Raw genomic sequence first — 23,921 nt, forward strand, 5'->3', positions numbered from 1 at the left:
CTTTCTAAAGCCCCTGATGGGAGTGGGGCTCCGTGTCGGCAAATGCTGGAAACTTGTCAAGCAAAGCTGCCACGATCTTCCCGAATCCTATCCCCAGCGACGATTTCACCATCAAAACGTCGCCAGGGGCGACCGAGTTGATCACGAATTCCGAGAGCTCCTCCGTCGTCTCACGATATTCGACATGAACACTTTCCGGCAGCGCATCCCTCAACGCCGCCATCTCCGGACCTGCCAGCCAGACATGCTCGATGCCTGCCGCCAGCAGCGGACCGGCAAGATTGGCATGCACTCTCTGGGCATAATCCCCCATTTCCAGCATATCGCCGAGGATGGCGATCCGCCTGCCCGCTCTAGCGCCGACATTGGCATCCGGCGAAGATGTCGCCAGCAGCGCGATGGCCGCGCGCATGGATGCAGGGTTGGCGTTGTAGCTTTCATCAATCAGCGTGAAGTAGCCATTGGCGATTGCGCGCTTATGGCGCTGCCCCCTGCCCTTTTCCGCCTGCAGCGTCGCCAGCGCATCGACCGCCTTGTCGAGATCGGCCTCGACGAGCATCACTGCACCGAGGACAGCCAGCGCGTTTTCCGCGATATGCCGGCCTGGCGCTCCGATCGCCACTTCCATCGTCTCGCCGCCAATTGTCAGCCACAGCGTCGAATTCTCTTCCGAGGCGTTAAATTCCGCGAGCCGCACATCCGCCTTGGCATGCTGGCCGAAACTGTGCACATGCTCGACGCCGGCGGCCAACGCAGCGCGCTCCAGGAAATCGAACTGATCGTTGTCCCGGTTGAGGATGACGTGACCGCCCGGCACGACGCCGTCGAAAATCTCCGCCTTGGCAGCGGCAATCTCGGTGATGTTCTTGAAATTGCCGAGATGGGCCGGCGCAATCGTGGTGATGATCGCCACATGCGGCTGCACCATTCTCGTCAGCGGCCGGATCTCCTCCGGATGGTTCATGCCGATCTCGAAAACACCGAAATCCGTATCTTGAGGCATGCGCGCCAAACTCAGCGGCACGCCCCAATGATTGTTGAAGGAGGCGACGGAGGCATGCACCTTGCCCGAGGGCGACAATGTCCGGCGCAGCATCTCCTTTGTGGTGGTTTTGCCGACCGAGCCAGTCACAGCGATGATGCTCGCCTGCGTACGCTGACGGGCGGCAACGCCAAGCCTGGCGAGCCCAGCCAATACGTCGTCGACAACGATCTTTGGCACGGTCAGCCGGCCCATCGCCGGCAACCGCGCCTCGCTGATCACGATCAACGCCGCGCCGTTCGCCATCGCCAAGTTGGCGTAGTCATGGCCATCGACGCGATCGCCCTTGATGGCGAAGAAAGCTTCGCCCGGCTTGATCGAACGGCTGTCGATGGAAATCCCCGTAACGCCCTCAGGCAGCACTCCGAAGGAGCGGCCCGCAATGGCGGCGATCATGTCTTCAGTTGTCCATAGCCAGCTCAAGACTTTACCTCCTCCAGTGCTTTGCGCAGTTCGGCATGGTCGGAGAAAGGCAGCGTCACGCTGCCGATCGTCTGACCTTCCTCATGCCCCTTGCCCGCGACGATCAGCGTATCGCCGGATTTCAGCATGCCGACTGCCTCGCGGATCGCCTTGGCGCGATCGCCGATCTCGGTGGCGCAGGGTGCCGCGGCCATGATCTCGGCGCGGATCGCCGCCGGCTCTTCGGAGCGCGGATTGTCGTCGGTGACCACAACCACATCGGCTAGACGGCAGGCGATTTCGCCCATGATCGGCCGCTTGCCGCGATCGCGGTCGCCGCCGCAGCCGAAGACGACGATGACACGGCCGGTGGTGAACGGCCGCACCGAATTCAGCACATTTTCCAAGGCATCCGGCTTGTGCGCATAGTCAACATAGGCAAGTGCGCCATCATGGGTATGACCGACAAGCTCCAATCGCCCGGAAGCGCCGGAGAGCTTTTCCAGCGCCGCCATGGCAACCGGCGCGGCAACGCCGGTGGAAATGGCAAGACCGGCGGCAACGAGCGTATTGGCCACTTGGAAATCGCCGGCAAGCGGGATGTGAACCTCGAAAATATCGTCACCCAGATGCACTTCCGCGATCTGCTTATGACGGAAATGCTCGACACGCTTCAACGCCAGGAAATCGCCCTTGCGGCCGACAGTGCGTATATCCTGCCCCGCGTTGCGCGCAGCGGCAATCGCCTGTTCCGACCACGCATCGTCGGCAAAGATCACGGCCGGCGAGCCTTTCGGCAGCAGATCCCTGAACAGCCGCATCTTGGCGGCCAGGTAATCCTCGACGGTCGGGTGATAGTCCATATGGTCGCGGCCGAGATTGGTGAAGGCGGCAGCAGCAAGCCTGACGCCATCGAGGCGGAATTGGTCGAGGCCATGGCTGGAGGCTTCCATCGCCGCATGGGTGACGCCCTCATCCGAAAGCTCGGCAAGCAACTGATGCAGCGACACCGGATCGGGTGTCGTCAGCGAACCGTAATCGTTACGCGTCGGTGATATAACACCGGTCGTTCCAATCATTGCCGCCGGATGGCCCGCATGCGCCCATATCTGCCGAGTGAAAGAAGCGACGGAGGTCTTGCCGGCGGTGCCGGTAACGGCGACCATCGTCTCCGGTTGCCTGTCGTAAAAGCGGGAAGCAGCAACGGCGAGGAAACGCCGCGGCTCCGCAACGGTCAACAGCGGCGCACCAGCGGCGACCGCACCCTGGCCGGCAACAATGACAGATGCACCACGCAAAACGGCATCAGCAATGAAACTTGCGCCATCGGCCTTCGTGCCGGCGACAGCTATGAAAGCCATGCCGGGCGCAACCTTACGGCTATCGGCGGAAAGGCCTGTTATCTCAAGATCGCCAAGTGTCCCGCCAATTTGTTCATTGAGTTCCGGAAACGCATTTCCGGCAATATCCCGCAAGTTCATCGAATATACTTTTCGTTCTTGATCAGTCCGCCCCTCGCGAATCGACCCGTTTATTCTTTCACGCTTAATAAGACACCAGCAAGGCGGAGTTACCGTTTCCGAAACTCGGTTGGATTCCGAGGATCGGCGCTGCCCGGGCGATGATATCGCGAGCGATCGGCGCCGCCGTGTATGCCGAGATCGTGCCGCCATGTTCACCGGTCTTCGGCTCGTCGCAGAAGGTCATGATGACATATTGCGGATTGTCGATCGGGAAGGCAGCCAGGAAGGTGTTGAAGTTCAGCGTATGCGAATAGTGGCCGTTGACGACCTTGTCGGCCGTGCCGGTTTTACTGCCAACATCGTAGCCGGGCACGCGAGCGGCGCGGCCGGAACCCTTGGAGCCGTTGAAATCGAGCAGGAAGCGGATGTCGTCGCTCGTGCTCTTCTTGACGACAGTCTTGGCGATCGCGTCGGCCTGTTCGCGGGTCCGCGGCAGGAAGGTCGGCTCGATCAGCTTGCCGCCATTGACGAGAGCCGCACCGGCAACCGCTGTCTGCAGCGGCGTGGTGGAGACGCCGTGGCCGAAGGAGATGGTAATCGAGTTGATCTTCTTCCACACGCGCGGCTGCGTCGGCATCTTCACTTCCGGCAGCTCGGTGTTCAACTTGGTGAGCAGCCCCATCCGCGTCAGGAATTCCTTGTGCGCGTCGATACCGACTATGTCGGCAATCTTTGCCGTGCCGATGTTGGACGAATACTGGAAGATTTCCGGAACCGTCAGCACACGATGCTGACCGTGGAAGTCGTGAATGGTGAAGCCGCCGATGCGGATCGGATTGGTGGCGTCGAAGGCATCGCGCAGCGTCACCTTGCCAGCATCAAGCGCCATCGCCATGGTGAAGGTCTTGAACGTCGATCCCATTTCGAACGTGCCGTTCGTCATACGGTTCAGCCAGCCTTCTGCAGCGCCTTCGTTCGGATAATTCGGATCGAAATCGGGTGCCGACGCCATGGCCAGCACTTCGCCGGTGCGGGCGTCGAGCACCGCGGCACCGGCACCCTTTGCCTGGAAATTATTGACGGCATTGACGACGGCGTCATGCACGATGTCCTGCACGCGAAGATCGATCGACAGCTTCACCGGCTGCAGCGGCTGGTCGGTGGTCATGCCGGCAGCCGCGAGATCGGCAAGCCCCTGGTCGTCGATATATTTCTCCATACCGGTGACGCCGCGGTTGTCGATATTGACGTAGCCGAGAATATGGGCAGCGGTCGAACCGCCGGGATAGAAGCGGCGTTTTTCCGGACGGAAACCGATGCCGGGAATGCCGAGCGCCAGGATCTGGCTCTGCTGTTTCGGCGTCAACTGGCGGCGAAGCCAGGCGAAATGCGAGGTTTTGACGGCCAGCTTTTTATAGGTGCCCTTGGTGTCGAGATCGGGCAGCACGGTGCGCAATTGCTCGACCGCTTCATCGGGATCGATGATCTTGTTCGGTTCGGCAAACAGCGACACCGTGCGGATATCGGTCGCAAGCAGTGCGCCGTTGCGGTCGACGATATCGGGGCGCGATGCCATCAGCCGGTCCGGCGGCAGGATGCTCGACGTCGTATCCGGCGGCGTCATGGCGAACTGAGCAAGACGACCGCCGATGATGCAGTAGACAACGGCAAAGCTCGCAACCAACAGAATGACGCGGCTTTTGGCCTGATTAGACTTGCGCTTACGGGCACCTTCGAAGGTCGAACGGCCAAAGCCGTCATTCGGGCGGTTATTGCCGTCGGTGGAGAAATGTGCCTTGCTTTTCAAGACCATGATGCGCGAAAGAAAAGACATCACTCGTCCACCGATCCCGTTGCGATATTGTCGACTTCTTGTTTTTTGCGCTTCAGCAGCGACGGCGCCTTGGCGACCGGACGCGGCGCGGGAGCGGCGGCGACATCGGCGATCGCCTTCCTGATCTCGGCATCCGTCGTGTCGCCACTCTTCGATGCCGCGCTGGCGCTCGAGTGGGGTTTCGCATTTCCGGCCTTGGTCGTCTTGTCAGGCGTGGCGGCATCCTTGGCATCGGCGACGGTTTCCGGCGGAACCTGCGAGCGGAGCATCGGCAATTCGCTCGGCTGAACAATCGCCGTCGACAGCGTCGGCTGCAATTTGAGTTCGCTGCTGTAGTTGTTGACCAATCGCTCCAGGCGGTTTGGCTGCACGACCAGCGCCCAATCCGCCTTCAGAAGCTCGATCGTGTCCTTCTCCAGCTTGATTTCCGATTCGAGGCGGTGAACCTCTTCGAGCTTCAGTTCGGCACGATGCTTGATCGTGTAGGTCACGGTGGCCATCGCTGTCATGACGCCAATCAGGACGATGTCAAAAGTCTTCAGCATATCAACCTCCGAGCTTTCCGAGACTGGCGAGATTGGGCAGATCGAAGATCGAGAGATCGGCAGCCTCGGCGGGCGCAGCGGTGCGAAGACCCGCGCGCAGCTTGGCCGAACGCGCCCGCGGATTGGCCTCCGCTTCCGCATCGCTTGCCGAAACCATCGACTTGCCGATCGGATCGAAGGTCGCGAGCCGCTCATGAACCATGGGCATATGACGAGAACCGGTGGCACGGCCGGAGCGATCGGCGAAGAACTTCTTGACGATCCGGTCTTCCAGTGAATGAAAGGTAACGACAACCAGACGCCCGCCGGGCTTCAGCACGCGCTCGGCCGCAAACAGCGCCTGCGCCAATTCGCCAAGCTCGTCGTTGACGAAAATGCGCAGCGCCTGGAAAACACGGGTCGCCGGATGGATCTTGTCCTTGGCCTTTCGCGGCGTGACGATCTCGATCAGACCAGCGAGATCGCGGGTCGTAACGAACGGCGCTTCCGCCCGACGCTTTTCGATCGCATGGGCAATGCGCGGCGCCTGCTTTTCTTCCCCGAGGAAGGCGAAGATACGGATGAGATCGGCGAGCTTGGCGCGGTTGACGACATCGGCGGCCGATACGCCACTTGCCGACATGCGCATGTCGAGCGGGCCGTTCTTATTGAACGAGAAACCGCGCTCGGCCTCGTCGAGTTGCATGGAAGAGACACCGATATCGAGCACGACACCATCGAGCCCACCCTGCGGCGCATGATCGGCAAGCTGCGAAAACTGCGAACGAATAAGTGAAAGATGACCCGCATGAGCGGCAACCATCGCCTGCCCCGCCGCGATCGCCGTCGGATCACGATCGAGCGCGATCACATCGGCACCACCAGACAGAATAGCAGAGGTATAGCCACCAGCACCGAACGTGCCGTCGAGAATGACCTTGCCGGCGGCCGGTGCCAGCGCCTCAAGCACCCCAGCAAGAAGAACCGGAATGTGACGAACCGGTCCGCCACCAGCATCAGTCGAGCCTCCGCCAGGATTCGCCGCCATTCCGTTTCCCCGTTCTATTCTGAGCGCCTGCCCGCCAGCTTGCGCTCCTCTCGTGCCTGCGCCTGCAAGACCTGAAAAGCCTCCGGCTGCCACAGTTGAAAATGATCCGCCCGACCAACGAAGGTCACCTCGTTGGCGATACCGGTGAAACCGCGGATAAAATCCGTGACCATCAGCCGCCCTTCCGCATCGAGCCTCATAAAGACCCCGCCCCCGTGAATGAGGAGCGACATCTGGTTCGCCGCCGGCGAAAAAGGATCGTCCGCCGCAATCTGCCGCTCGAACCGATCGAGCAGATCGAGACCGCCGACGCTGATCGCCGGAAACACAAAATCCTGGAAACAATACAGCTCCTGGATATTGCGCTCCGCCAGCACGGAACGAAATGCCGCCGGCACGGATACCCGGCCCTTGGCATCGATCCTGTTGGTCGCATTCGATAGGAAGCGGTTCATGACGCGAAACACCCGTTTCCCATGACTTACGGGCGATCATTCGCCCGCAGACATAGCCAAAATCGGACACAGCTTCGCAAGCCGAAAGAGAGAATACTCTTCCGACACCCCCAAGAAAGGAGGGATCATGGCTTTGCGATGAATGGGCGATGATTTGCCCTTGTGCAGTGTGCTTTTGGGATACCATGGGACCATATGGGCGTCAATGGGATGAAGCCACAGAGACGTGGCCACAGCCTGAATATTCATAACCCGTTAAGTTTAACGAAAGGTTATGATCGCCCTGAACCGCCGATCCAAAACGGATTGTTTTCACAGACGAAAACCCCTCCGCCGACACGGTCGGAAGACCGAAAAACCAAGGCTTTTGGCGGTCTGAGAAATTGTTTCCACAGGGCAATGACGAGCATCGACGCCGGTCGAAAATATGATTTGCCAGTTGGCCTGTAAGCCGGGTTCTGTGTGGCTCCGGCCGAGGCCGGAACGTGGCAGCCATTCATCTGGGACGACGCTTGCGCGCCGCCTCTTGCAACCCACCCGGATGACCGGCCCGGAAACGGGCTGGACCGCTTTCGCGATCCGCGTCATCCCTATTCGGTTTTGCTCCCGGTGGGGTTTACCGTGCCGCCGCTGTTGCCAGAGACGCGGTGGGCTCTTACCCCACCCTTTCACCCTTACCCGATCCGAAGACCAGGCGGTTTGCTTTCTGTGGCACTTTCCCTGAGGTTGCCCCCGCCGGACGTTATCCGGCACCGTGTTTCCGTGGAGCCCGGACTTTCCTCACCCCACCGCCTTTCGGCATTGGTGAGGCGCGGCTGCCCGGCCAACTGGCAGGGCTCCATTAGCCGAGAGCGCCGGCAATTGCCATCGAAATATGCAGCTTTATTTCCGTTCGGACCTAAGTACGGAAATGTGCAGAGAAATCCGTGCGGTAGCCGTCGTCCTTGATTCGGCCTTCGAGCAGCAGTTCGGCGCCGAGCCTGCCGATCTCGTCCGAACTCTTCGCCGCCGTGCCGCAGCCACCCGTTAGCACCGCTACGCGTGGTGACGACGTGTAACCGATCATGGGATAGCCAGTCGGCGAATAGGAAACGGCACAGGAATTGGTGAACGTCGATGGCCCTGTCAGGCTCGGAACCAGGTCGTGGATGATCCGCGTCAGGTGATCGCGTGCCTTGTCGCGACCGGCGGTTCGAAACCACTTACGCAAATCCGGCTCGTTTTCGAACTGGAGATCGTCTGGATCGCCGCCGATCTTGATGTAGTATTTCCCGTCAGGATAGCGGATCGGCGGCAGCAGGTAGATGCTGTCGGTATGGTCAGGCCTCGAAGATATCAGCGACGGCATGGCCGAGAGCGCCTCGGCCTCCGCCTCGCCCACCTCGAAGAAAGCCACAGTGCGACCATAAACCTTCACTTCAACCGGCTGCGGCAACAGATTCTCGGCAATGGAGAAACTGCCGGCGGCAAGCAGGACTCTCTCCGCCGGGAACGTCTCGCCTTCCGCCGTTGTGACGACCGCCAGACGGTCCTCGTCGCGGATCGAGACAACCGTCTGCTTGATGACGCGAGCCCCCGCCTTCTCCGCCAGCAACGACTGTGCCTTCACCAGCCGCCGCGGGCTGATATGTCCCGCGCCTTTCGGCTCGTAGACGCCCTCGCTGCCTTCAGCAAAGGAGAAGAAGGGGAATTTCGCCTTCAGCGCAGCGTCGTCCAGAAGCTCCGTCCGGACACCGAGCCGAGCTGCCGCATCGACGACATTGCTGACGTAGTCATGGGCGCCGCCACGCTTGGACCCGACCACAAGGCAGCCGACCGGGGCGTAGAATTGAATGCCGCTGTCGCGCTCGATCTCCGCATAGCGGCCGATCGAACGGTTGGCGAGCCGCGCCCAGTCGGCGTCGGGATCGATGGTGCGGGTGATCCGGCCTTCGTCATAGTGACTGCCGAAAACGCCCTGGTGGTTCACACGGTCTTCGGGCTCGTCCGGGCCGATGACGGCTATGCCGTCTGTCTGTTTGGCCAGATGGCGCGCGGCAGCAGCCCCCATCATTTCTCGACCGACGACGATGAACCTGAAATCCGCTGCCATGTTATGTCCCTCGCAAATGATCGCAAATTCGATAACATGGAAAGCGAGTCCGCCCCACCCGCAATCCTCTTAAAAGCGGCGATTAATCGAGGAGCGCCAGCACCTTACCGCAATATTTCTGCGAGACCGGATTCATGCGCGTTGCTGCATGACCGGCATTGTATTTGAGGATGGTGTTGCAGGTTGGTCCACCGCCAAGTTGCTGTGCCGCGGCGAGGTATTTCATGCCGAACTTGATGTTCGTCTCGGGATCGTAAAGTCCCTTGGCACTGCCCGAATAGCCCATCAGCTTTGCGGTCGTGGGCTTGATCTGCATCAGGCCGATCTCGCCGGCACTACCGCGCCGTTTTGGATTGAAATTGCTTTCGATCTGAATGACCGCGGTCGCCAATTCGACCGGCACGCCGTTCTGCTTAGCGTATTTGGTAATCAGCGCCGAATAGGGATTTTGCGTCGTGAAGGAGTTTTCCGCATCTCTCAATTCGGCGGGGACACTCGGCATTGGATAGCCGACCGTACGCGTAATGATCTGCAGGGGGACGGTCTGGGTTTTCTCGCCGTGGGGGTCGGCATAGGCGCAATCATATCCTGTCAGCAGTACGCTCACGCACGCTGCCGCCGCAACAATCAGATTTTTCATTTAGTCTTTTGTCTCCGAGCGCGGAACCGTGGACAGCACAAGCCATCAGTCCGGCGGGAGGCAAAAAGAGCCGCCGGAGTTCACGGTCCCCGTTATTCTTTACGGCCGCGCGACACACAAACTAACTTGCGCGACCGCCGTTCAAGCGGGCGCCGTTAGACCAGCCCAATGCGGAGATAATAGGGAAATGATGTGGCGCTGAAGCACGTTACGCATTTTGAGCGTTACGGCGTCTATTCCACCGTAAAAACGAGGCCCACCTACCCTTAGGAGAAGCGAGGCAGCGCGGACAGCAAACGATGAAGTGTATCGATGGTCGAAAAATCGGCGATCCCATCCACTCGCTCCTGGCGAAAATGGCGCTGGAAAGCCTCGACGTCTCCCGCCAGTTTTGTGGAGAATTCGCCTGTAATTTCCGTTTCATAACCATAGAGCGAGAGCATGGATTGCAAAGCCTCGATCGGCTGCCCGACATCGCCCCTCTGAAAGAACCGCCCGCCGGTGATCGGCGTCGGTTCGACCCAGTGGCCGACGCCCGCTTCGGCCAGTCGCGCCCACGGAAATTTTTCGCCCGGATCGACCTTGCGAACAGGAGCGACATCGGAGTGTGCAAGCACACGCTCAGGTGAAATCGCCCAGCGATGGCCGCAATCACGACACAGTTCGATGACCGCCTCGATCTGTGCATCGGGAAAATCCGGCAGCCCGCCGGGATGACCGGCATTGGCGATTTCGATGCCGATCGACAGCGAATTGATGTCGGCCTCGTTATGCCAGACGCTCTTGCCGGCATGCCAGGCACGACGTTCCTCCGGTACGAGCTGGATCACCCGCCCATCCTCGAAGACGAAGTAATGGCTCGACACCTGGCTCTCGTCGCGACAGAGCCAATCAAGCGCGCCTTCGGCCGTGCCCATGCCGGTATAGTGCAGCAGGATCATGTCTGGCTTGCGCCCGTCCCGCCGCTCGCCATGGTTCGGCGACGGCTGCACGCTGGCACCGGAAAAATCTGCCGCAAAGGAACTCATGCAGCGCGGCGTTCTTTCTCGATTTCCGCGTAGGCTGCATTGAGCGCCGCCATGCGCTCATTGGCGATGAGGTGGAATTCCTCCGGCACACCGCGCGAGACGAGGCGGTCAGGGTGATTCTCATAGACCAGGCCATGATAGCGGCGACGGATGGTCGTGAAATCGTCCTGGGGCGATACGCCGAGCACCTTGTAGGGATCGCGGCCGCCGGCGCTGACATGGCGCGCCATGATCTGTTCGAAACGCTGCTCGCTCATATGGAAGATCTGAGCAATATGCTGCAGGAAGGCCATTTCCTTCTCGTGGATCAGACCATCAGCCTTGGCGATATGGAAGAGACCATCGAGCACGTCTTCCAGCACCGGGCAATTCTTCGCGCAGGTGACGCAGAGCGACGACAGCTTTTCTGCATAGGCCTCGTAGCCCGCAACGTCCTGGCGTGCCAGATTATAAAGACGTGCGACGTTCTTCGCCTGATCCGGCGGAAATTCGAAAATCTCACGGAAGGCGTTGACCTCGTTTTCGGTCACCACGCCATCGGCCTTCGCCATCTTGGCGGAAAGCGCGATGATAGCGACGGAAAAGGCCACCTTGCGGCGGGTCTCCGGATCGCCTTCGAACAGCGTACGAATGGCTTCGACCACTGCCGACAGGGCATTGCCAGCGGTGCCACCAACAGCATTCAGCAATTTTTCCCAAAACGACATGATGGTCTCAATTACCCCTTCTGAATAGAAACACGTTGATCAAATAATGGTTGCGATTGCAAGGAGTCCATTGGTCGCACAGACGAAAACACTTTTCACAATTCGGTAATGATGGCGTGTTCGAAGCTGTGATTTGCGATTCCGCCGGATCGGGCAACTCATTGCCCGGATGAAAAAGCAAGCACGCATTTCTTAAATTCTTTACTTTACAGCCATGCCCGCCTGTCGCATCCATTCCGAGGCAATCACCGAAATGAGGCAGCCCGGCTGCGAGGAGGATACCCATGGCCAAACAGAAAGTCGCAATGCTCACCGCCGGCGGATTGGCGCCCTGTCTCTCCTCTGCGGTCGGCGGCCTGATCCAGCGCTACAGCGACGTTGCGCCCGATCTCGACATTATAGCCTATCGCTCCGGCTATCAGGGCGTTCTGCTGGGTGACCGCATCGAGGTGACGCCTGGCATGCGCGAGCGTGCACATCTATTGCACCGCTACGGCGGCTCGCCGATCGGCAACAGCCGCGTCAAGCTCACCAACGCCGCCGACTGCGTCAAACGCGGTCTCGTCAAGGAAGGCGAAAATCCGCTGCGCGTGGCCGCCGAGCGCCTCGCCTCCGACGGCGTCACCATTCTCCATACAATTGGCGGTGACGACACCAACACGACCGCAGCCGATCTTGCCGCCTACCTCGGCGCCAACGGCTATAACTTGACCGTGGTCGGCCTGCCGAAGACGGTCGACAACGATGTCGTGCCGATCCGCCAGTCCCTCGGCGCCTGGACGGCGGCCGAAGTCGGCGCGCATTTCTTCGACAATGTCAGCAACGAACAGACCGCCGCTCCGCGCACCCTCGTCATCCATGAAGTCATGGGCAGAAGCTGCGGCTGGCTGACGGCGGCGACAGCCCGCGCCTATATTCAGAAGACCAGTGCCAATGAATATGTGGATGGCTTCATGATGAATGCCGCCATGAAGAGCATCGACGGCCTCTATCTCCCGGAAATGGCCTTCGACATCGAAGCAGAAGCCGAGCGCCTGAAGGCCGTTATGGACAAGACTGGCCAGGTGACGCTGTTCGTTTCGGAAGGCGCCGGCCTCGAGGCCATCGTGGCCGAGCGGGAAGCTGCCGGTGAAACCATCAAGCGCGATGCCTTCGGTCATGTGAAGATCGACACTATCAATGTCGGCAACTGGTTCCAGAAGCAATTCGCCACCCTGCTCGGCGCAGAGCGCTCCCTGGTGCAAAAGTCGGGCTATTTTGCCCGCTCGGCGCCCGCTAACGGCGACGACCTGCGCCTGATCCAGGGCATGGTCGACCTCGCGGTCGAAAGCGCATTGAATAAGATCTCGGGCGTCACCGGCCATGACGAAGGCCAGGGCGGCAAGCTGCGCACCATCGAATTCCCGCGCATCAAGGGCGGCAAGCCCTTTGATCTGTCCCTGCCGTGGTTCGCCGAAGTCATGGATCACATCGGGCAAAAATACGCGCAATCCTAATTGACGGATCGCAAATCCAATGTCTTTGCTGGCGGCGAATAGGAATAGAGGAGGATTCCATGTCCATCGAAACCTGGCTCGCGTTCGCCGCCGCATCCTGCATTATGCTGGCAATACCCGGTCCGACCATTCTCCTTGTGATCTCATATGCACTCGGCCACGGTCGTAAGACGGCGCTGGCAACGGTGACCGGCGTAACGCTTGGCGATTTCACGGCGATGACTGCCTCGCTCGCTGGTCTCGGCGCCCTTCTCGCCACCTCGGCCACTCTGTTCACGATTCTCAAGCTGATCGGCGCAGCCTACCTGATGTTTCTGGGAATCAAGCTCTGGCGCGCCCCGATTGTGACCGGCCCGATGGGCGACAATGACAATCTTCCCGAGGAAAAGCCGCTCAAGATTTTACTGCACGCTTACGTTGTGACCGCCTTGAACCCGAAGAGCATTGTCTTCTTCATCGCCTTCGTGCCGCAGTTTCTCGACCTGTCGAAGCCCTTCCTTCAGCAAACCGTTATTTTGGAGGCGACATTCCTCACTCTGGCAGCACTGAACTCCCTGCTCTACGTTTTCATCGCCGATATGGCGCGCGGTTTTATTCGCAAGGCAAGCGTGCAACGCGCCGTTAACCGGACGGGCGGAACCCTGTTGATAGCCGCCGGCGCAGTGACCGCCGGATATCGCCGGTTGGCCGCTTGATGCTGTCCAGGGTTGCGGGGCGATCACGGATAGGTTAATGGGGGATTCATAAATTTATCAACCCTGTGGCTGATTTGCACCGCAGGGCGGTTTGGTTTTTTCGAAAGTGACAGAATGGTAGCGATCGGATTTCCCAGCCTAAAGCGCAGCGTTGCCTTTTCGGCAATGATGTGCGGCGTCCTCGCAGGGTGTGCAAGCACTCAGCAGCAGACGTCCCAGGCAGAACTCCCGTCGGCACAAACCAACGTGCCGCATCCGAATACAAACCCGGCTCCGGTCGGTGCTGCGTCGACCACAGGCGGCGTAGCGGTGGCTTCCACCACACCAGCTACAGGCCAGCAGATTCAGCCTCAGCAGCAGGCAGCATTGATGAAGTCGGACCGGGTTGGCGCCGGTTCGGTGGCTCCGAATCAGATTCAGGCAGCCCAGGACCGCATGGTTGGTCCGGTGGCAAATGCACCGAATGCAGCGAACCAGGGTACTGTCGCGATAGCGGCCGTAACCGGCGCGCCCGCAGCGGGCACATCCGCAGCCGCCGCTTATGCGGCCTCCGACGAACCCGTGGTTCCCACCGTCGTCGCCATCCCGATCCCGAACCCGGCACGTCCAGGCGATACCGCGCTGCTGCCGGTGTCAGGTTCCGCGACCCAGGGTCAGGCGACCATTCCGATGACGTCGGACGTGGCGGCCATTCAGTCCGTCGTTCCGACGCCCCGCCCGGGCGAAGATGCACCGATCATGGCGCCTGCCGAAGTCGCCTATGCCGCGCCGATGCAGATCGCCGGCATGGGTTATGCGGACACCCGCATGCATTATGATTTCAACTTCGATGCCAGCGGCCCGACGGTCGTTTCGGCGGTACTGACCCCTCAGAATTACGATTCCGACGTGCCGGCGGAGGAGAAGAGCTACGTTTCGAAGCTCATCCAGAAATATGCCAAGCTTTATGAAATTCCGGAATCTTTGATCCATCGCGTCGTTCATCGCGAGAGCCGCTACAATCCGAAGGCATATAACCGCGGCGGTTACTTTGGCCTGATGCAGATTAGATACAACACGGCCAAGTCCATGGGCTACGACGGTCCGCCTGCAGGCCTACTCGATGCCGAGACCAACATCAAATATGCCGCGAAATATCTGCGCGGCGCATGGATGGTGGCCGACAACAAGGCCGAGGCCAAAGAAGCCAATGCCGTTCAGCTCTATGCGCGCGGCTATTATTATGATGCCAAGCGCAAGGGCCTGCCGGACGTCGCGCAAGGCAATTACTGATTATCCCGGATCATTTCGCCAGCGCCGGTTGGGCCATGTCCTGACCGGCGTTGATTATATCCAGTATCCTCTTCAGTAGAATTTGCGGCTTATAGTCCAGCCAGCCCGGCGTCAGCCCCATGCGCACCAGCACGAGATTGGCTGACGGCACAATGGCGACGCTCTGGCCATCATGTCCGAGCATCCAGAACGTATCCGTCGGCAGGCCGAACTGCGCATCCGAACCACCGGGACCGGCAAGCCAGGCTTGAACCTGCGTATAGATGCCTTCGGATGCCGTCGTCGGAGTGCGCATCGCGCCAACAAAGCCTTCCGGCAACAGGCGCTGGCCCTTCCAGACACCATCCTGCAGCAGGAATTGGCCAAAGCGCGCCCAGTCGCGCGGCGTCGCATAAAGATAGGAACTGCCGACATAAGTACCGCGCTCATCGGCTTCCAACACAGCGCTGAACATGCCGAGCGGCGCAAACAACGCTTCACGCGGATAGGTGATCGCCGCACTCTCATTGGGAAGCTTGTTCATCCAAATCCGAGAGAGCAGCGTCGCCGTGCCGCTGGAATAGCTGAATCGTTCGCCTGCCGCCGCCTCTTGAGGCGCACTCGAGGCAACCCTGGTCGAATCCGGATCGAGATAGAGCATGCGCGTCACGTCTGAGACTGCGCCATATCCCTCATTGAAGGCCAAACCGCTCTCCATGCTAAGGAGATCGCTGAGCTTGATGTTCTTGCGCGCGTCGGCACTCCATTGCGGCAAAAGATTCTGATCGTCGAAGGACATGCGGCCGGAAAGCATGAGGCGGCCGATGATGGCGGCATTGACGGTCTTCGTCATCGACCAGCCGATCAAAGGCGTGCCCTTGTCGAATCCCTCGCCATAGGTCTCCGCGATGATGCGGCCGTTCTTGACGACGACGATGGCGCGCATGGCGGGACCGGCAAAGTCCGGATTGGCAAGGAGCTTGGAGAGCGCGAGGCCGGTGTCGTCTTGGCCCAGCACGGCCTTATCGCCATCCGGCCAAGGAGAATCGCTTTTGGCCGCTTTGATCTTATTGAGGAACGCCGCGCTGCGCGCCGCCGGCAGATCGCCGTCCGGCACCGTCGTGCAGCCGAGCGCGCCGCGGTAGAGCGCATAGTTTGGTGCAAACATGCCGAGAAAGCGGGCGGTTACCACGCCTTCCTCTCGATTGACCGAAACCCGAACGAGCTTCAGCGCCGGATTGCCCGGCGCCTGCACGTCATCCGCCAATATCCGCTCGGGATCGCGCTTGGCGATAAAGGTATTCGAGCAGACGATCTTGGCGGCATAGCCGTCCCCGACCCTCAACAATTCCGGTGGCCAGACCGAAAGCCAGACCGCACCGCCCGCGACAATGATCAGCAGCAAAAAAACAAGAGCCCCGACCACTCTCGATATTAAACGCATATCACACACCCTCCGAAGGAATGCGGAGACAATCAGGAAATGCAGGAATGTGAAAGACCTATCGTCGCCACAGCCTTGCAAATATCACCGTGACGGCCCTACCGGCCGGGTCTGCCAACAGTCCACGTCATCAGACTGTAGCATTGCCGGGTTACACGCGCTGAACCTGACAAATCGGTGACAAGACTCAGATGACGGAATTTGCCCCGGATGCCGGTCTCCACAAGAATCGGAAACTCAAGGACGCTCTGCTGCAACACAAGGCTCTGTCGAAGGCCGGCTTTTCGGAGCGCCTGTTCGGCATGTTGTTTTCCGGCCTTGTCTATCCGCAGATCTGGGAGGATCCGGATATCGACATGGAGGCGATGGAGCTGCAGCCGCACCACCGCATCGTCACAATCGGCTCGGGCGGCTGCAACATGCTCGCCTATCTTTCGCAGAACCCGGCTTCCATCGATGTCGTCGACCTCAATCGTCACCACATCGCGCTGAACAAGCTCAAGCTCGCCGCCTTCCGGCTGCTACCCGGACATGCCGATCTCGTGCGCTTCTTCGGCACGCCGGACGTTAGCGCCAATAGCCAGGCATACGATCAGTTCATCGCGCCGCGTCTCGATCCGGCGACCGCCGCTCACTGGGATGGCCGCGACATGTATGGCCGCCGCCGCGTCACGGTGTTCAACCGCAACATCTATAAGACCGGCCTGCTCGGCCGCTTCATCGGCGCCGCCCATGTGCTGGCCCGCCTGCACGGCGTCCGCCTCGGCAAGATGACGGAAGCCCGCACGGTCCGCGAACAGCGGCAGTTCTTCGACAACGAAATTGCGCCGATCTTCGACAAGCCGATGGTCCGCTGGCTACTCGGCCGTAAGAGCTCGCTTTTCGGCCTCGGCATCCCGCCGCAACAATATGACGAACTTGCGAGCCTCGCAGGTGACGATTCCATATCTGGCGTCCTGAAGCACCGCCTGGAAAAGCTGGCCTGCCACTTCCCGATGCGGGACAATTATTTCGCCTGGCAGGCCTTTGCGCGGCGCTATGCCTCCCAACACCAAGGCCCGTTGCCGACCTATCTGCGGCCTGAGCACTACGCCGCAATCCGCGCCAATGCCGACCGCGTCGATGTGCATCATGCCAACTTCACGGAGCTTCTGGCCTCCAAGCCCGCCGCTTCGCGCGACCGCTATATCCTGCTCGACGCCCAGGACTGGATGACCGACGAACAGCTCAACGACCTCTGGGCTGAAATTACCCGCACGGCCCGCGAAGGCGCCCGCGTCATTTTCCGCACCGCCGCCGAAAAGAGCATCATCGAAGGTCGCCTCTCCCCCGCCATTCGCGATCAGTGGGTCTATTTCGAAGAGCGCTCGCAGGAGCTTAACGTCCGCGACCGCTCGGCGATCTACGGCGGCTTCCACATCTACGGGAAAAAAGCGTGAGCCAGGCGGATACAGGTCTTCAGACAAGCTCGAAGAACCATGCCGGACTGATGGACGGCATGTACCGTTACCAGCGGCACATCTACGACCTGACCCGCAAATATTACCTCTTCGGCCGCGATCGCACCATTGCGCACCTCAACGTGCCTTTGAGCGGCTCCCTACTGGAAGTGGGTTGCGGCACCGGCCGCAACATGTTGCTGGCTCATCGTCGCTTTCCCTCGGCGAGACTCTATGGCCTCGACATCTCCCAAGAGATGCTGATTTCGGCCCGCAATAATTTTCGCGGGCTGAAACAAGTACCGGATTTCCGCGTCGCCGACGCCACTGCCTTCTCGGCTGGTGATTTCGGTGTCGACGGTTTCGATCGTGTCATGATTTCCTACGCACTCTCGATGATCCCGGACTGGAAGAGCGCGATCGATGCTTCGCTGAACGCGGTCATTCCCGGCGGCGAACTGCACATCGTCGATTTCGGCCAACAGGAGCGCCTGCCTGGTTGGTTCCGCACCATGCTGAAAGGCTGGCTGACAAAGTTCCACGTCACCCCCCGCGCCGACCTCCGCGCCGTGCTCGAAGAGCGAGTCGCGGCGCGCGGCGCGAAGCTGGTATTCGAAGAAATCGGCCGGGGTTATGCATGGAGAGCTGTCGTCATTAAGCCGGCCGCCTAGCAAAAAAAGTGGAATTCGGCACGAAATCCGCTCATGCGGCATTCCAAGTATAAGAATTTACTTGAAGATAACGCATTTTTTACGTTGATATGGTGAAAAAGTGGCAAGGGCCGGCTGACAAACAGCTTGGTCCTTTGCCTCTTTTGGATTTTGGGGACCACACATCACGGAAGCCAAGTCTTGGGGCAGCAAGATTACTCGCGCCATAACGGGATATCCATGCGCAGGCTTCTGTCATGCTTACTGCCGCTCGCCCTCCTGCTGAATAGCTGCACCATGGGTTATGACAGCTTCCAGACCGCGTCGATACCGAAGACGCGTTTCAAGGATACGAAGCCGCAGGATTTCGGTCGCGACCATCCGGAGCGCCACCCCATTCACGGCATCGACATCTCGAAATGGCAAGGCGATATCGACTGGCGGACGGTGAAGAGTTCCGGCGTCGCCTTCGCCTTCATCAAGGCGACCGAAGGCAAGGATAGGGTCGATCCCCGCTTCAACGAATATTGGCAGGAAGCCAATAGCGCCGGCATTCCGTACGCCCCCTATCACTTCTACTATTTCTGCTCGACAGCGGACGACCAGGCCGACTGGTTCATCAACAATGTGCCGAAGAATGCAATGATGCTGCCGCCGGTGCTCGACGTCGAGTGGAACGCCGAATCCAAGACCTGCCGCACCCGGCCGGATCCGCAGACGGTGCGCACAGAGATCAAGCGGTTCATGGACCGCCTGGAGGCTTATTACGGCAAGCGCCCGATCATCTATACGTCGGTCGACTTCCATCGCGACAATCTTGCCGGCTATTTCAAGGATTATCACTTCTGGGTCCGCTCGGTCGCAAAGCATCCGACGGCGACCTATGCCGATCGCTCCTGGGCATTCTGGCAATACACGTCGACAGGCGTAATTCCAGGCATCAAGGGGCCAACGGACATCAATGTTTTTGCCGGTTCCGAACAGAATTGGCACAACTGGGTGGCGGCAGTAGAGAAGCAAGGAAATTCTTGAGACTACCTGAATTTCTCTCTTGCTTCTGTCACAATCTTCTGTGAAAGCGACCCTATTCTATCAGCAAAGAGGATCGCCTATGGACCCCTATACCATTCGACGCAGCGCACTCGCGTTTGTCTTCGCTTCAGCCATGGCAAGTGTGGCAATGGCGCAGAACGCGACCCCGACCGCGGCGGCGAATGCAGGTGGAACCAATGCCCCGCAGGTGGCTTGCGGCGGTGATCTCTCTTCCTTCCTGGCCGGCGTCAAGGCCGAGGCCACCGCGGCTGGCGCGGATGCTGCGGCCGCGGACAAGACACTGGCCGGCGCGCAGATCGACCAGAAGGTCCTCGCTATGGATCGTAGCCAGGGCGTATTCCGCCAGACCTTCCTCGAATTCTCGCAGCGCACTGTCAGCCAGGCCCGCCTCGACATCGGCCGCCAGAAGATAAAGCAGTATGCCGACGTCTTCGCCAAGGCCGAGCAGGACTACGGCGTGCCGCCCGGCGTCATCACCGCCTATTGGGCGATGGAAACCGATTTTGGCGCCGTTCAGGGCAATTTCAACACCCGCAACGCGCTCGTTACTCTCTCGCACGACTGCCGGCGCCCCGAGTTTTTCCGCCCTCGTCTGATCGCATTCATTGAAATGGTGCAGCATGGCGATGCCGATCCGGAAACCACGACCGGTGCATGGGCTGGCGAAATCGGCCAGACGCAGATGCTGCCGCCCTCGATCATTGCTTTCGGTGTTGATGGCGATGGCGACGGCCACGTCAATTTGAAGACAAGCGCGCCCGACGTCATTCTGACGACGGCCCGATACATCCAAAGCCTGGGCTTCCAGCGCGGCCAACCCTGGCTGCAGGAAGTCACGGTGCCGGATAATCTGCCTTGGGAGAAATCCGGCCTGGGCGGCCCACTCACGGCCGCCGACTGGTTCCAGCTAGGCGTCAAGCCGCGCGACGGTAACACCAATTTCGGTTCCCTGGCGGCCGCCCTCATCCTGCCGCAGGGCCGCAAAGGCCCGGCTTTCCTGACCTATCCGAACTACAACGCCTATCTGGAATGGAACCAGTCGTTCATCTACACGACGTCCGCAGCCTATTTCGCCACACGTTTTGCTGGCGCTCCAACCTATAACAAAGGCACACCGGAAGCGGGGCTGAACGATGTCGATATGAAAGCGCTTCAAACCAAGCTTTCGGCACGCGGCTACGATGTCGGCAAGATAGACGGTATTCTCGGCTCGGGCACGCGCGTCGCCGTTCAAAAAGAACAGTTTCGCCTCGGCCTTCCCGCTGACGGCTGGGCGACACAATCATTGCTGAACGCGCTTTAAGGGCGATTGCCTTGCCATGGAAGGCGGCCGCTGGCCGCCTTTTTCGTTTTTGCACCTGCAACTATCAGATGATTTTCCGGGTATCCGATCGAGGCTCGGCAAGAAACGGGTGGAAAGCGCCTCTGATTTCGTCAAAATAAACTCAAAATGGCGGAGGTGCAGCGGATGAACACCAGCAATGGCATGAACGCACTGACCTGGAGCCTGCTGTTGGCGCTCGGCTTGATCTGGGGCGGTTCATTCTTCTTCGCCCGCATCGCCGTCCATTATGTGCCGCCGTTTACGCTGGTCTTCCTTCGCTTGTCGCTCGCGGCAATAGCGCTGCATGCCTACATTGCCGGTCGTTTCGCAATCTATGATTTGCTGCGAACCCATTGGCGGCAGTTCCTATTGCTGGGCTTGATCAACAACGCCGTGCCGCATGCGCTGATCTTCGTCGGTCAAACCCAGATGGGTGCGGGGCTCGCATCCATTCTGAACGCAACGACGCCGATCTGGACCGTATTGATCGGCAATCACTTCACCACCGACGAGCGGCTGACCTCCGCCAAGCTCGCCGGCTGCTTGACAGGGCTCGCCGGCACGATCGTGCTGCTCGGCCCAAGCGTGGCGAGTGGAGCCGAAGTTCCGCTCTGGGCGCTGCTGCTGCCAATCCTTGCCGCGATCTCCTACGGTTTCGCCGCGATCTATGCCAAGCGTTTCAAAGGCATGGCGCCGCCCGTTATCGCAGCAGGTCAACTGACCTGCTCCGCGGCGCTCATACTGCCGATGGCTCTTTTGCTGGATCAACCTTGGACATTGGCCACGCCACCAGCCAGCGCCCTCGCCGCCATTCTCGGCATGGCGCTGTTGTCGACGGCCTTCGCCTATATCCTCTATTTCCGCATCATGGCGCTCGCCGGCGCCACCAACGCCTCGCTGGTGACCCTGCTCGTACCGCCAAGCGCCATTCTCCTCGGCTTTCTCTTCCTCGGCGAACGCCTGGGACTGACGGAAATTGCCGGCATGCTGCTGATCGGCACAGGCCTGCTCATTCTCGACGGGCGGCTTTTCGCACGCCTGCGACCGAACGCGGGAACGGGTGACCTATAATTCGGCCGCAACGGCCCGCCGGACCAATCTGCCAAGCACTGACGGCACGATCAGGAAAAACGCGAAATAAAGGGTGGTCAGCACCGGCACCAAATAGACGACGGCACTCTCGTCTGGAGAAAGACTGCCGAGATAGCCGAGGGCGGCCCAGATGATGGCCAGAGCCAGACAAGCGAACAGCCAGAGACGCCACAGATGCCCCTGTCGCAGCCTTTCGGCGCGCATGAAGGGCGCGATTGCCGGAGCGAGCATGGCGCCAAACATCAACAGCAAACCACCAAGCTTATTCTCCGTCGCGCGCAACAACGCATAGAACGGGAGAAGATACCAGGGCGACACGATCTGAAACGTATCTTCCGTCGGCAAATCGGGAAGGCTGAACAGACGGTTCATCGTCAGACCGAAAGCAATGCCGGAGACCACCGCCGCGACGCCAACCACGGCAAGGAAAATCATGATCCGACGCCAGGAGTGCCTTTGCCAGGTCGCATGATGCATGACGCCCAGATCGACGATCAGGAGCGCAAGCGACAGCACGATCTTGCAATCATAGCCCGTCACGGACCAGGCAGCCATGATGTTGCCAATCAACGGGAATTGCGCCAGCCAGAACTCCAACTGTCCCCAAGGCACCAGAAAGGAGAGGAAGGGTACCAGTTCCGACATCACCCAAACGCCGATCAGCAGGACCCACGGCACTTTCCGCCAGGCTGAGAAATCGCCGATATAGATCGAAAAACCGATATGGATGAACAGCGCCAGATAAAATGTGCCGGTCAAGCTCAGCGCGCCGTTTCGCGCCGGAAGAAGCAAGCCGGCCAATACGACAAGAACGAGGAAAAGACCGATATCGTGCGCTCGCGACCGATTTATCTCATCGCTCATGACGCACTTCACCCACCCTTTCCACTGCCGGCGAATATCCCAGATTAACCGATTCATGCCTCAGCAAAAGACATCCGCCTTAATCTTGTTCACAGCTAAATTAACGATGCATTAAATTTCGTGAACGCCACACCTTTATAGTTTTCGCATTAAAAACAATCACTTGCCACGATATCTCGATTCAAAACCTGCGCAACCTACCGCGTCGCAGCATCGAATTCGCTTTCCAAGCGACACATTTTTGACATAGGCTCTAACAGTTGACTAAGGAGGAAGACATGGGATTGACGCGATCCATCAACGTCCTAGTGGTCAGTGCAGCGTTCCTATTCGTTTTGACGATGCTTTTCATCTGACGAAATAGCGACAGTGCAGGAAACCGAACTCCTGAAAGCGAACAAAACACCTATTCCATTTAAAAAGCGCATGCCGGAAACCGACATGCGCTTTTTCATGTTCACACCCCAGATCTTGTCAGGCGGCGGCGCCGGCACGCGCATCTGCCCTGCGCTGTATGCCCAATCGCTCAAGAACGGCCGAGACCAGCGGCGAGCGGTTCATCGTATAGAGATGAAACTCATGAATGCCGCGACGAACCAGGTCCTCGATCTGCTCCGCGGCGACATCCGCAGCGACATTGGCCCGCTTGTCGGCCTGCTCGTCCAAGCCGTCAAAACGCTCGTCCAGCCAGGAAGGAATGTTGGTGCCGCAGGCGCCGGCAAACCGCTTTAATTGCGTCAAGTTCTGGATCGGCATGATACCCGGCACGACGGGAATCTTGATACCGGCGGCACGGACGCGGTCGTGATAACGTTCAAACGCGTCATTGTCGAAGAAGAACTGGGTCAGCGCCCTGTTGGCGCCGTTATCGGCCTTGCGCTTCAGCATGTCGATATCGGCTGCTGTATCACGGCTCTCCGGATGTTTCTCCGGATAGGCGGAGACGGAAATATCGAAATCGCCGCGCTCGCGTAGTGCCAATACCAGCTCGGCCGCATTGGCGTAGCCGCCCGGATGCGGCTGGTAGGCGGAGCCGACCCCGCCCGGCGGGTCGCCACGCAACGCCACGAAACGGCGGGTGCCGGCGGCGAGCAAATCGTCGATGACACGATGCGTTTCCTCGCGCGTTGCCCCCACGCAGGTCAGATGCGAAGCAGTCGAGAACGGCGTCTCGTGGATCATCCGACGCACGGCAGACAATGTCGGCGCCTTGGTCGAACCACCCGCGCCATAGGTAACCGAGACAAAATCCGCGTCCCATTCGGCCAGATCAGCCACCGTGTTCCACAATTGCGTCTCGGCTTCGTCCGATTTCGGCGGGAAGAATTCGAAGGAAATACGAATGCCACGCTGGCCGTTTTCAGTCTTTGAAGGCATA

Annotated in this window: 21 protein-coding genes and 1 other RNA gene; 8 read left to right on the forward strand and 14 right to left on the reverse strand. The window is 59.6% G+C overall.

Annotated features, from left to right (window positions below):
* Positions 1–4: 4 nt before the first annotated feature.
* The 11 genes from N2601_RS09540 to N2601_RS09590 all read right to left on the reverse strand — a co-directional run bounded on the left by N2601_RS09540 (position 5) and on the right by N2601_RS09590 (position 11,235).
* Positions 5–1,465 carry a UDP-N-acetylmuramoylalanyl-D-glutamyl-2,6-diaminopimelate--D-alanyl-D-alanine ligase gene (locus N2601_RS09540; protein WP_104823567.1) on the reverse strand — a complete coding sequence of 487 codons (1,461 nt, stop codon included), beginning with the start codon at positions 1,463–1,465 and terminating at the stop codon, positions 5–7.
* On the reverse strand, positions 1,462–2,925 hold the full coding sequence (locus N2601_RS09545; RefSeq protein WP_104823568.1) for a UDP-N-acetylmuramoyl-L-alanyl-D-glutamate--2,6-diaminopimelate ligase: 1,464 nt from the start codon (positions 2,923–2,925) through the stop codon (positions 1,462–1,464). Before N2601_RS09545 ends, N2601_RS09540 begins: the two co-directional genes overlap by 4 nt.
* Before the next feature lie 64 nt (positions 2,926–2,989).
* Entirely contained in the window at positions 2,990–4,741 is a 1,752-nt protein-coding gene (locus N2601_RS09550; RefSeq protein WP_104823569.1) for a peptidoglycan D,D-transpeptidase FtsI family protein, read from the reverse strand.
* Positions 4,741–5,286 carry a cell division protein FtsL gene (gene ftsL, locus N2601_RS09555; protein WP_104823570.1) on the reverse strand — a complete coding sequence of 182 codons (546 nt, stop codon included), beginning with the start codon at positions 5,284–5,286 and terminating at the stop codon, positions 4,741–4,743. Before ftsL ends, N2601_RS09550 begins: the two co-directional genes overlap by 1 nt.
* Position 5,287: 1 nt before the next feature.
* Positions 5,288–6,313, reverse strand: coding sequence for a 16S rRNA (cytosine(1402)-N(4))-methyltransferase RsmH (gene rsmH, locus N2601_RS09560; protein ID WP_260303957.1), 1,026 nt, complete (start codon positions 6,311–6,313; stop codon positions 5,288–5,290).
* 14 nt (positions 6,314–6,327) lie between these two features.
* Positions 6,328–6,768, reverse strand: a complete 441-nt coding sequence (mraZ, locus tag N2601_RS09565) for a division/cell wall cluster transcriptional repressor MraZ (RefSeq protein ID WP_104823572.1) — start codon at positions 6,766–6,768, stop codon at positions 6,328–6,330.
* A 431-nt stretch (positions 6,769–7,199) separates the two neighbouring features.
* An RNA gene (rnpB, locus tag N2601_RS09570) (RNase P RNA component class A) lies at positions 7,200–7,599 on the reverse strand.
* Between the two features lie 67 nt (positions 7,600–7,666).
* Positions 7,667–8,860, reverse strand: coding sequence for an NAD(P)/FAD-dependent oxidoreductase (locus tag N2601_RS09575; protein WP_260303958.1), 1,194 nt, complete (start codon positions 8,858–8,860; stop codon positions 7,667–7,669).
* Positions 8,861–8,942: 82 nt separating this feature from the next.
* Positions 8,943–9,500: a lytic transglycosylase domain-containing protein gene (locus N2601_RS09580; RefSeq protein ID WP_104823574.1), complete on the reverse strand. Its 558-nt coding sequence runs from the start codon at positions 9,498–9,500 to the stop codon at positions 8,943–8,945.
* A 266-nt stretch (positions 9,501–9,766) separates the two neighbouring features.
* On the reverse strand, positions 9,767–10,528 hold the full coding sequence (locus N2601_RS09585) for an N-acetylmuramoyl-L-alanine amidase (RefSeq protein ID WP_104823575.1): 762 nt from the start codon (positions 10,526–10,528) through the stop codon (positions 9,767–9,769).
* Positions 10,525–11,235, reverse strand: coding sequence for a J domain-containing protein (locus N2601_RS09590; RefSeq protein WP_104823576.1), 711 nt, complete (start codon positions 11,233–11,235; stop codon positions 10,525–10,527). Before N2601_RS09590 ends, N2601_RS09585 begins: the two co-directional genes overlap by 4 nt.
* 284 nt (positions 11,236–11,519) lie before the next feature.
* Between N2601_RS09590 and N2601_RS09595 the strand changes: the two genes are divergently transcribed.
* The 3 genes from N2601_RS09595 to N2601_RS09605 all read left to right on the forward strand — a co-directional run bounded on the left by N2601_RS09595 (position 11,520) and on the right by N2601_RS09605 (position 14,698).
* The gene (locus tag N2601_RS09595) at positions 11,520–12,731 is read left to right on the forward strand and encodes a pyrophosphate--fructose-6-phosphate 1-phosphotransferase (protein WP_104823577.1); all 1,212 of its coding nucleotides are present in this window, start codon (positions 11,520–11,522) and stop codon (positions 12,729–12,731) included.
* A gap of 59 nt (positions 12,732–12,790) precedes the next feature.
* Positions 12,791–13,426, forward strand: coding sequence for a LysE family translocator (locus tag N2601_RS09600; protein ID WP_104823578.1), 636 nt, complete (start codon positions 12,791–12,793; stop codon positions 13,424–13,426).
* 114 nt (positions 13,427–13,540) lie between these two features.
* Complete coding sequence (locus tag N2601_RS09605; RefSeq protein WP_104823579.1) at positions 13,541–14,698, forward strand: transglycosylase SLT domain-containing protein; 1,158 nt, start codon at positions 13,541–13,543, stop codon at positions 14,696–14,698.
* 10 nt (positions 14,699–14,708) lie between these two features.
* Here the strand turns inward: N2601_RS09605 and N2601_RS09610 are convergent, their stop codons facing one another.
* The gene (locus N2601_RS09610) at positions 14,709–16,121 is read right to left on the reverse strand and encodes a serine hydrolase domain-containing protein (RefSeq protein WP_104823580.1); all 1,413 of its coding nucleotides are present in this window, start codon (positions 16,119–16,121) and stop codon (positions 14,709–14,711) included.
* A gap of 191 nt (positions 16,122–16,312) precedes the next feature.
* Between N2601_RS09610 and N2601_RS09615 the strand changes: the two genes are divergently transcribed.
* The 5 genes from N2601_RS09615 to N2601_RS09635 all read left to right on the forward strand — a co-directional run bounded on the left by N2601_RS09615 (position 16,313) and on the right by N2601_RS09635 (position 21,658).
* Entirely contained in the window at positions 16,313–17,560 is a 1,248-nt protein-coding gene (locus N2601_RS09615; RefSeq protein WP_104823581.1) for a DUF3419 family protein, read from the forward strand.
* Complete coding sequence (locus N2601_RS09620; protein WP_104823582.1) at positions 17,557–18,231, forward strand: class I SAM-dependent methyltransferase; 675 nt, start codon at positions 17,557–17,559, stop codon at positions 18,229–18,231. The genes N2601_RS09615 and N2601_RS09620 overlap by 4 nt, the downstream gene beginning before the upstream one ends.
* Before the next feature lie 219 nt (positions 18,232–18,450).
* Positions 18,451–19,242 (forward strand): glycoside hydrolase family 25 protein, encoded by a 792-nt coding sequence (locus N2601_RS09625; protein ID WP_104823583.1) that lies wholly within the window; start codon positions 18,451–18,453, stop codon positions 19,240–19,242.
* A gap of 79 nt (positions 19,243–19,321) precedes the next feature.
* Positions 19,322–20,566 carry a lytic murein transglycosylase gene (locus tag N2601_RS09630; protein WP_104823584.1) on the forward strand — a complete coding sequence of 415 codons (1,245 nt, stop codon included), beginning with the start codon at positions 19,322–19,324 and terminating at the stop codon, positions 20,564–20,566.
* A 165-nt stretch (positions 20,567–20,731) separates the two neighbouring features.
* Positions 20,732–21,658: a DMT family transporter gene (locus N2601_RS09635; protein WP_104825141.1), complete on the forward strand. Its 927-nt coding sequence runs from the start codon at positions 20,732–20,734 to the stop codon at positions 21,656–21,658.
* Here N2601_RS09635 and N2601_RS09640 read toward each other — a convergent pair.
* Both N2601_RS09640 and metF read right to left on the reverse strand, forming a co-directional pair.
* Positions 21,653–22,543 carry a hypothetical protein gene (locus tag N2601_RS09640; protein ID WP_158704473.1) on the reverse strand — a complete coding sequence of 297 codons (891 nt, stop codon included), beginning with the start codon at positions 22,541–22,543 and terminating at the stop codon, positions 21,653–21,655. The two genes, N2601_RS09635 and N2601_RS09640, sit on opposite strands and share 6 nt — an antisense overlap.
* A gap of 474 nt (positions 22,544–23,017) precedes the next feature.
* Positions 23,018–23,920, reverse strand: a complete 903-nt coding sequence (metF, locus tag N2601_RS09645; protein WP_104823586.1) for a methylenetetrahydrofolate reductase [NAD(P)H] — start codon at positions 23,918–23,920, stop codon at positions 23,018–23,020.
* Position 23,921: the final 1 nt, after the last annotated feature.

Source organism: Rhizobium sp. CB3060 (assembly GCF_025200735.1).
Classification (GTDB): Bacteria; Pseudomonadota; Alphaproteobacteria; order Rhizobiales; family Rhizobiaceae; genus Rhizobium.